Origin of the sequence: Synechococcus sp. R6-5 (genome assembly GCF_047461775.1) — a bacterium.
Taxonomy (GTDB): Bacteria; Cyanobacteriota; Cyanobacteriia; order Thermostichales; family Thermostichaceae; genus Thermostichus.
The window spans coordinates 1-7044 of record NZ_JANSHV010000276.1; the positions used below are offsets into that span (position 1 = coordinate 1).

Sequence of the window (7044 nt, forward strand, 5' to 3'; positions counted from 1 at the left end):
AGTGTCCCAGTTTGAATCGAAATGACCATAGTGCTTAGAAAAAGAGAGACTCTCACAATACCCCCAGAAATGCTTTCCTCTGGCATGGCAGTTCACAACCTATGCTGGAAAAGGCGTTCAAGAAGCACCTCATGAGTGGGCCTGATCCTTCCTTGGCAGAGGGATCCCATCGCAGCGATATCGCCCTTCGTTTACAGGGGATCACCAAGCGTTATCCTCTGGTGTTGGCCAACGACCACATCGATCTGGAGGTGCGTTGGGGAGAGATTCTGGCGCTGATGGGGGAGAACGGGGCGGGCAAGTCTACCCTGATGAAGATCGTCTATGGGTTGGTCAGCCCGGACGAGGGATCCATTCAAGTGGATGGGCAACTGGCCAAAATTCACAGTCCCGCCGATGCCATTCGGTTGGGAATTGGGATGGTGCATCAACACTTTATGTTGGTGGATCCCTTGACGGTTACGGAAAACGTGGTTCTTGGGGCCGAACCCGGCCATCTTTTTCAGGTCGATTTCCGTCGGGCCAGGGCTGAGGTGGCTCAGTTGATTGCCGAGATGGGCTTCCATCTGGATCCCGACGCCAGAGTGGAGGATCTGCCGGTAGGCCTACAGCAGCGGGTGGAGATCTTGAAAATGCTCTACCGCAAGGCCCGCATCTTGATTTTGGATGAGCCGACGGCAGTGTTGACTCCGCAGGAGGCAGGCGAGCTGTTTGCGTTTTTGCGCCGCTTTGCCCGGCGGGGGGGAGCTGTCATTTTCATCAGCCACAAGCTGAAGGAGGTAATGCAACTGGCCGACCGCGTCACCGTCATTCGGGATGGCAAGGTGGTGGCGACGTTGCCCACTGCCCAAACCGATGCCCAGGAACTGGCGCGGCTGATGGTGGGGCGGGAAGTCAGTCTGACCGTTGAAAAAAGGGCCGCTACCCCTGGGGAGGTGTTGCTGGATGTGCGAGATCTGTGGGTGGATATACCGGGGCGGAAGCCGGCGGTGGCGGGGGCGAGCTTCCAGGTACGTGCCGGCGAGATTGTGGGCCTTGCCGGTGTGGAGGGAAACGGCCAAACGGAATTGGTGGAGGCGATCACCGGCTTGAGAAGCTACCGCGGCCAAATTCGCTATGGAGCCGGATCCCTGTCTGCTTCGGCCCGACAGGTGCGTTGCTGGGGTCTGAGTCATATCCCCGAAGATCGCAATGTGAGAGGTTTGGTGCTGGATTTCCCCACCCGCGACAACCTGATCCTGGGGGATCACCATCAAAAGCCGTATACCGGCTGGTTGGGATTTTTTCGGGAAGAGGCCATTGACCAACATGCCCGCCAGGTGGTGGAGAGCTTCGACGTTCGCCCCCGCAGCATTTCCCTGACGGCCCGCCGCTATTCTGGCGGCAATGCCCAGAAGATCGTTGTGGGGCGGGAGCTTTCCTGTGGATCCAAGGTGCTGGTGGCTGCCCAACCGACGCGGGGGGTGGATGTGGGGGCCATCGAGGCCATTCATCGCCGCATCCTGCAGGCACGGGATCAGGGCATGGGGGTGCTGCTGGTATCGGCGGATTTGAATGAGGTGATCAGCTTGTCGGATCGCATTTTGGTGATCCATGAGGGCCGCCTGGTAGGAGAACTCAGGCCTGAAGAGGCCACCGAAGAGCAGCTAGGGCTGCTGATGGGCGGGATCCAGCATTAGACGAGGCCGGGGGCAGCTTGAGAAGACCCTGCCGCCCGTTCTTGGGCTAGGGCTGCTCGCCGTTGTTCCAACTCTTGAGGAGAGATGCGCCCATAGGTCACGCTCATCTCGGCCAGCCGCTGGATCATGTCCTGCCGCAGCATGTCCTCGCGGTAGCGCCAGGCCCAGTTGTTCTCGGTGGTGCCGGGGAAGTTCATGCGCGCCTCTGCCCCCAAGCCCATCACATCTTGCAGGGGAATGATGGCCAGGTCGGCTACGGAAGCAAGGGCTAGGCGAATGAGATCCCAATGGATGCCCCCGGATCCCTGGCAGCCCAAATAGCGCAGCAGGTTTTGTTTTTCCCACTCCGAGCGATCCGGGTCATTAAACCAACCCACCACCGTGTTGTTGTCGTGGGTGCCGGTGTAAACGACAAAGTTGCGCTCATAGGCATGGGGCAAATAGGGGTTATCGGGCCCAGAGCCGAAGGCAAAGAGCAACACCTTCATGCCGGGCAAGCCAAATTGATCCCGCAGTTGCAACACCTCCGGCGTAATGTCTCCCAGATCTTCGGCAATCACCGGGATTTCCCCCAGCTTGTCGGCCAGGGCCTGAAAGAAATCTGCTCCCGGCCCTTTTTGCCACTCCCCTTCCACAGCCGTTTCCGCATCGCCCGGAATGGCCCAGTAGCTCTCGAAGCCGCGAAAGTGGTCGATGCGCACACAATCCACTTGCTTGAGAATGGCCTGCATGCGCCGGATCCACCAGTCGTAGCCGCGAGCCTTGAGCACCTCCCAGTTGTAGAGGGGGTTGCCCCAGCGCTGCCCGGTGGGGCTGAAATAGTCCGGCGGCACACCGGCTACTTGTAAAGGCCGTCCCTGTTCATCCAGGTGAAACAGCTCCCGGTTGGCCCACACGTCGGCACTGTTGGGGGCAACGTAGATGGGCACATCCCCAATGAGCCGCACTTGATGCCGATGAGCATACTCCCTCAAGGATCCCCACTGCTGGGCGAACAGATACTGCCAAAACATCTGCTCGGTAATGGCATCGGCATAGCGGTCGCGAGCCTCTTGCAGGGCCGGCGGATCCCGTCGCACCAAGGCCGGATCCCATTGGTTCCACTCTTGCTCGCCGTACACATCCTTGAGGGCCATGAACAGGGCATAGTCGGGCAACCAATCGGCTTCGGCAGCACAATAGGCTTGGAAGGCTTCCCAGTCGGCGGCGGACGCTTTTTCTTTGAAGGTTGCCCAGGCGCGGTGCAGCAGGCCCAGCTTGAAGGGGATCACGGTTTCGTAGTCCACCCGCTCGGCAGACCCGGCTTGGATCGTTGGCCATTGGGGCAGATCCTGCCAACTGTTGGGATCCAGCCAACCGGCCCCCACCAATAGCTCCGGGCTGATGAGAAGCGGGTTGCCGGCAATGGAGGAAAAGCTCATGTAGGGGGAGTTGCCCCAGCCGGTCGGCCCAAGAGGAAGAACCTGCCAGAGGCGTTGGCCGCTCTCCACCAGAAAGTCCACAAAGCGATAAGCCGATGGCCCCAGGTCGCCGATGCCAAATGGCCCCGGTAGCGAGGTGGGGTGCAAGAGGATCCCGCTGAGTCTGCCCATGCGCATGGCCAAGCCCTTTTGCTGAAGGTGGCTTCACCGCCTATGCTGTCACTTCCAGAGCCACGATGAACAGCTCCAGACAAGACAAAATCGGCACAAAGCCAAAAGACCCCCTTTTCCGCCCTGGCCAGGGATCCGGAACTGGGATCCTGTCAGGCCATCTCAGGCGCAGGGCAGGCTTGGGCGTACCAGTTGTAGAGACCATCGCCGGTGGTGAGCCAAGTGTGAGGGCGAGATTGGATGTGCTGCAAGGCTTTTTTCAGGGATCCCATCCGCAGAGGCTGCCCGACAATGAAAGGATGTAGGCCGATGGCCATGACGCGGGGGGAGCGTTCCCCATCTTGCCAGAGTTGATCAAACTGGTCGATGAGGGCTTGGGCAAAGGCTTCTGCCGGCAGGCGGGCGCTCAGACAAAGGCTGATGTCGTTGGCCTCTAGAGTGTAGGGGATCCCCAAAAGGGGGCCGGCGGCAGTTGGGAACCAGTAGGGTTGGTCGTCGTTTACCCAGTCGGTGGTGTAGCGGATCCCGGCAGCCTTGAGCAGGTCAAAGGTGTTCTCGCTAACGGAAAACCCCGGCGTCAGCCAGCCCCAAGGGCGGGATCCCGACACCTTCTCCAAAAGGGACAAACTGCGCTCGATGAGCTCCTGTTCGGCTTCGCGGGCCAGGCCGCTGTGGCCGGTAGAGTTGTTCCAGCCGTGGGCCAGCACCGACCAGCCGTATTGGCGGATCCCTTCGATGATGGGGGGGTAAAGATCCACCATTTCCGCGTTCAGGGCGGCAGTTACCGGGATCCCCAGCTCCGCGAACAGTTCAAACAAGCGCCAAATGCCCACCCGATTGCCATAGTCCCGCCAGCCATAGTTGGCGATCTCAGGGGAGCTGGTGAGATGGGGTTGAATGGCCGTGCCCAGCTTGCCAAAGGTGAAGTGCTCAATGTTCATCACCACGTACACGGCCACCCGCGCCCGATGCGGTAGGCTCGGCAGATTTCGGCTGGGCAGAGCTGAGTAGGCAGGGGGCAGCATGTCCGCTCTCCAAAGCTTTGATGCTCACCAAGGGGGCAGGCTAGTCCTTTGATTTTCCTGAGGTCAAGGCCCGATGGCAAGCCTGCACTTCTGGAAGGGTGAATAGGCGACGAAAGGCGATCCCTGCTTCTCGGTAGCGGTCTTCTGCCCCTTCCAGCCGATCCACCAAAGCCAGGATCCCTTCCGCCCGGTAGCCGGCTGCCCGCACCCGTTCGACAGCCTTCAAAGCAGAACTGCCGGTGGTCACCACATCTTCCAGGATCCACACCCGACTGCCTGCCGGCAACTCCGGCCCCTCGATCCAGGCTTGCGTGCCGTGTCCCTTGGGCTCTTTGCGCACGATTAGGGCGGCTAGGTTGGCAGGCTCAGCCCTCAGGGAGGCCAAACTCACCGCCGTCACCAGGGGATCTGCCCCCAGCGTCATTCCGGCCACTGCCTCGGTTTCGGGCGGCAACAGTCGGTGCAGCAGGGATCCCACCCAATAAGCCCCCTGGGGGTGAAGGGTGACCGGCTTGCAGTTGATGTAGTGGGGGCTCTTCTGTCCAGAAGTGAGGGTAAAGGAGCCTTCTCGATAGGCCAGTTGGGCGAGGAGATACAACAGTTTCTCCCGCGCTTCTTCTGGGGAAAGGGTCAGGGGAGAGCAATCGAGAAGCAACACAGCAGGGATCCCCTTGGTTCAATAGCTGATGGGAAAGAGCACTCAGGACATTTTATTATCCGGCCAATCTCCACGAAGTCCCACCTTACCCTTCGCAGCGTTTTCCGGCTGCACGAGGGGGATCCCTGTCCCACAAAAGATACGCCTGTGTTGGCTGGGGTCGATGTTGCTAAAAAAAGCTGTAGCCTGCTGGATACCTGAAAATCTGTTCAAACAACCACCTGGGGCATCATTTGCTCAACCAACAGAAGCAACGTGTTGGCAACAGAAGCCGGCTCCTGGGCATTCAAAGTGGTGTGCGGAACTGAACCGTCCTGATTCCCCAAAATTAACAAAATGTCTTCTGGATCCCAGGCATTGGGTTGATCGACGTGGGTGATCCCAATCACGTAGGGGGCGCTCGTCCTGGCCTTCATAAAAGATTGAATGGCTTGGGCGTTGCGAAATTGGCCCGGCAAGTGCGCAGGCACCAGAAGAACATAGCCGTGGGCGCGCTTAATCAAAATATCCCACATAAAGTTAAAGCGAGACTGGCCGGGAGTACCGTAGAGATGCAGCCACATCTCTTCTTCCTCCTCTCCAATTCTCAAGCGGCCGAAGTCCATGCTTACCGTCGTGGTTTTCTTCAGCTCTGCCACCTCGTCCGTTGCTTTGCAATCGGTGTCTACTACCTCAATCTCGCTAATCGTGCGAATAAAGGTAGACTTTCCAGCTCCCACCGGCCCTGTTACAACAATTCGCAAGATATTTCCCATAAACTGGCCTCAGACTAAGCTCTAGCGACAAAGCTGAATAAAACTCGGGGGAGTGCACCGATGTGCCGCACGGGAGGTAAAGCTATCTCCAGGTTGCTTCTAAGATAATCTAAAAAAGATACCAACGCCAGCTCTGCTCCAGAGGCATCCCAGAAACTCAAGCACCTCAGCCCAAGAAGGTAGAGAAACAAGAAGGTAGAGAAATTAAGCAAGTAGAGTAAGCAAGAGCCCACTCTAACTCAAACAACTCAAATTAAACTGTTGGCACCATTGGCAATTAACCGTTTGAATAAAGCCTCGCTCATGCCTGTTTCCTGTTGCACGGCGTTATAGGCCACCTCAAGGTAGGCTTGCTCAATAAAGGAGAGGTCAATCATACAGACCTTGCTCAAGCTGGTGCGCAACTGCTCAGGCTTGCCTTCTTTCACCAACCGCCGACTGACCTCCTGCACAACTGTGGCCATAGCAGGCACAACATGTTGAGGGCCGATCCCAACGCGCACATGAACTATGCCAATCTTCCAGCGCCGCTCAGCGTATTGTGGCCCCCAGTTATCCATGCCCGTAAACATTTCCTTGAACCAGTCGGCAAAGGTTTGGCCCAGCCGCTGCCGGTTGTGCTTGGCTATCACTGCCGCCATTTCGGCATCGCGATCCAGATAGCCGTAAAAGGCGTCTGACATTTCCGCCGCGATACTGCCGCCCCAGTCGGCGCTTTGCTGCAAAATTTTCTTGTCATCATCTGTGAATTGCGTGCGTGAGATCAGGACTTGGAGCAGCTCAGAAGGTTTAATGGCCATACTTCCCTCAACGTCAGGACAGAATCAAAAACTTAGCCTCCACATTTGATTTTCTTACTTCATTGCCTCTGCAATGCTTGCCGCGACTCGCTTAATTTCCAAAAAGAGCAAGCCTTGCTTGACTTCATGACTGGCAATTGTCAGCAAGACGGCATCGGGGCCACAACTGGTTAAAACCCCGTATCCTTTTTCCCCCTGTACAAAAACTCTCTCTATGGCTCCGCGCCCTAGCTCTCTCCCAATCCGTTCGCCCAAAGAAAGCATGGCAGCCGACATAGCAGAGGTTCTCTCTTCATCCATACCCACAGGCAGTGTGGAAGCTAAAGGTAGCCCGTCGGGGGTGACCACTGCTGCTCCCTGGACTTCCGGTGTGTTGGCAACATAGCTCTGGAGGATCGCCTGCAAAGAGGACAGATTAGCCATCCTACATCTCCCTGCTGATTCACTATTTCTAATGTTTCTACCCGAAAACCGAAAACATGACTGCAAATATCCCTATGCTTTTATTTTTCGCGCATGCCCTTGAGGAGGGTGG

7 protein-coding genes are annotated in these 7044 nt (G+C 57.5%); 1 reads left to right on the top strand and 6 read right to left on the bottom strand.

The window, feature by feature from the left end; translation table 11 throughout:
- The first annotated feature begins 131 nt into the window (after positions 1 to 131).
- Positions 132 to 1679 carry an ABC transporter ATP-binding protein gene (locus NW818_RS12665; protein ID WP_414424753.1) on the top strand — a complete coding sequence of 516 codons (1548 nt, stop codon included), beginning with the start codon at positions 132 to 134 and terminating at the stop codon, positions 1677 to 1679.
- Here the strand turns inward: NW818_RS12665 and malQ are convergent.
- The 6 genes from malQ to NW818_RS12695 form a co-directional block, all read right to left on the bottom strand.
- Entirely contained in the window at positions 1676 to 3277 is a 1602-nt protein-coding gene (gene malQ / locus NW818_RS12670; protein WP_414424754.1) for a 4-alpha-glucanotransferase, read from the bottom strand. The genes NW818_RS12665 and malQ overlap by 4 nt on opposite strands.
- A gap of 146 nt (positions 3278 to 3423) precedes the next feature.
- A complete protein-coding gene (locus NW818_RS12675) occupies positions 3424 to 4296 on the bottom strand; it encodes a polysaccharide deacetylase family protein (protein ID WP_414424755.1) in 873 nt (290 codons plus the stop codon).
- 40 nt (positions 4297 to 4336) lie between these two features.
- Positions 4337 to 4954, bottom strand: a complete 618-nt coding sequence (pyrE, locus tag NW818_RS12680; protein WP_414424756.1) for an orotate phosphoribosyltransferase — start codon at positions 4952 to 4954, stop codon at positions 4337 to 4339.
- A 209-nt stretch (positions 4955 to 5163) separates the two neighbouring features.
- Positions 5164 to 5709: a GTP-binding protein gene (locus NW818_RS12685; RefSeq protein WP_414416194.1), complete on the bottom strand. Its 546-nt coding sequence runs from the start codon at positions 5707 to 5709 to the stop codon at positions 5164 to 5166.
- A 248-nt stretch (positions 5710 to 5957) separates the two neighbouring features.
- Positions 5958 to 6509, bottom strand: coding sequence for a protoglobin domain-containing protein (locus tag NW818_RS12690; protein WP_414424757.1), 552 nt, complete (start codon positions 6507 to 6509; stop codon positions 5958 to 5960).
- Between the two features lie 54 nt (positions 6510 to 6563).
- Positions 6564 to 6932: a roadblock/LC7 domain-containing protein gene (locus tag NW818_RS12695; RefSeq protein WP_011433098.1), complete on the bottom strand. Its 369-nt coding sequence runs from the start codon at positions 6930 to 6932 to the stop codon at positions 6564 to 6566.
- Positions 6933 to 7044 lie beyond the last annotated feature (112 nt).

Coding starts and splice junctions, on each gene's coding strand:
- NW818_RS12690 (WP_414424757.1), bottom strand. CDS start 6,509: ATGGCCATTAAACCTTCTGAGCTGCTCCAAGTCCTGATCTCACGCACG.
- NW818_RS12695 (WP_011433098.1), bottom strand. CDS start 6,932: ATGGCTAATCTGTCCTCTTTGCAGGCGATCCTCCAGAGCTATGTTGCC.
- NW818_RS12675 (WP_414424755.1), bottom strand. CDS start 4,296: ATGCTGCCCCCTGCCTACTCAGCTCTGCCCAGCCGAAATCTGCCGAGC.
- NW818_RS12685 (WP_414416194.1), bottom strand. CDS start 5,709: ATGGGAAATATCTTGCGAATTGTTGTAACAGGGCCGGTGGGAGCTGGA.
- NW818_RS12665 (WP_414424753.1), top strand. CDS start 132: ATGAGTGGGCCTGATCCTTCCTTGGCAGAGGGATCCCATCGCAGCGAT.
- malQ (WP_414424754.1), bottom strand. CDS start 3,277: ATGCGCATGGGCAGACTCAGCGGGATCCTCTTGCACCCCACCTCGCTA.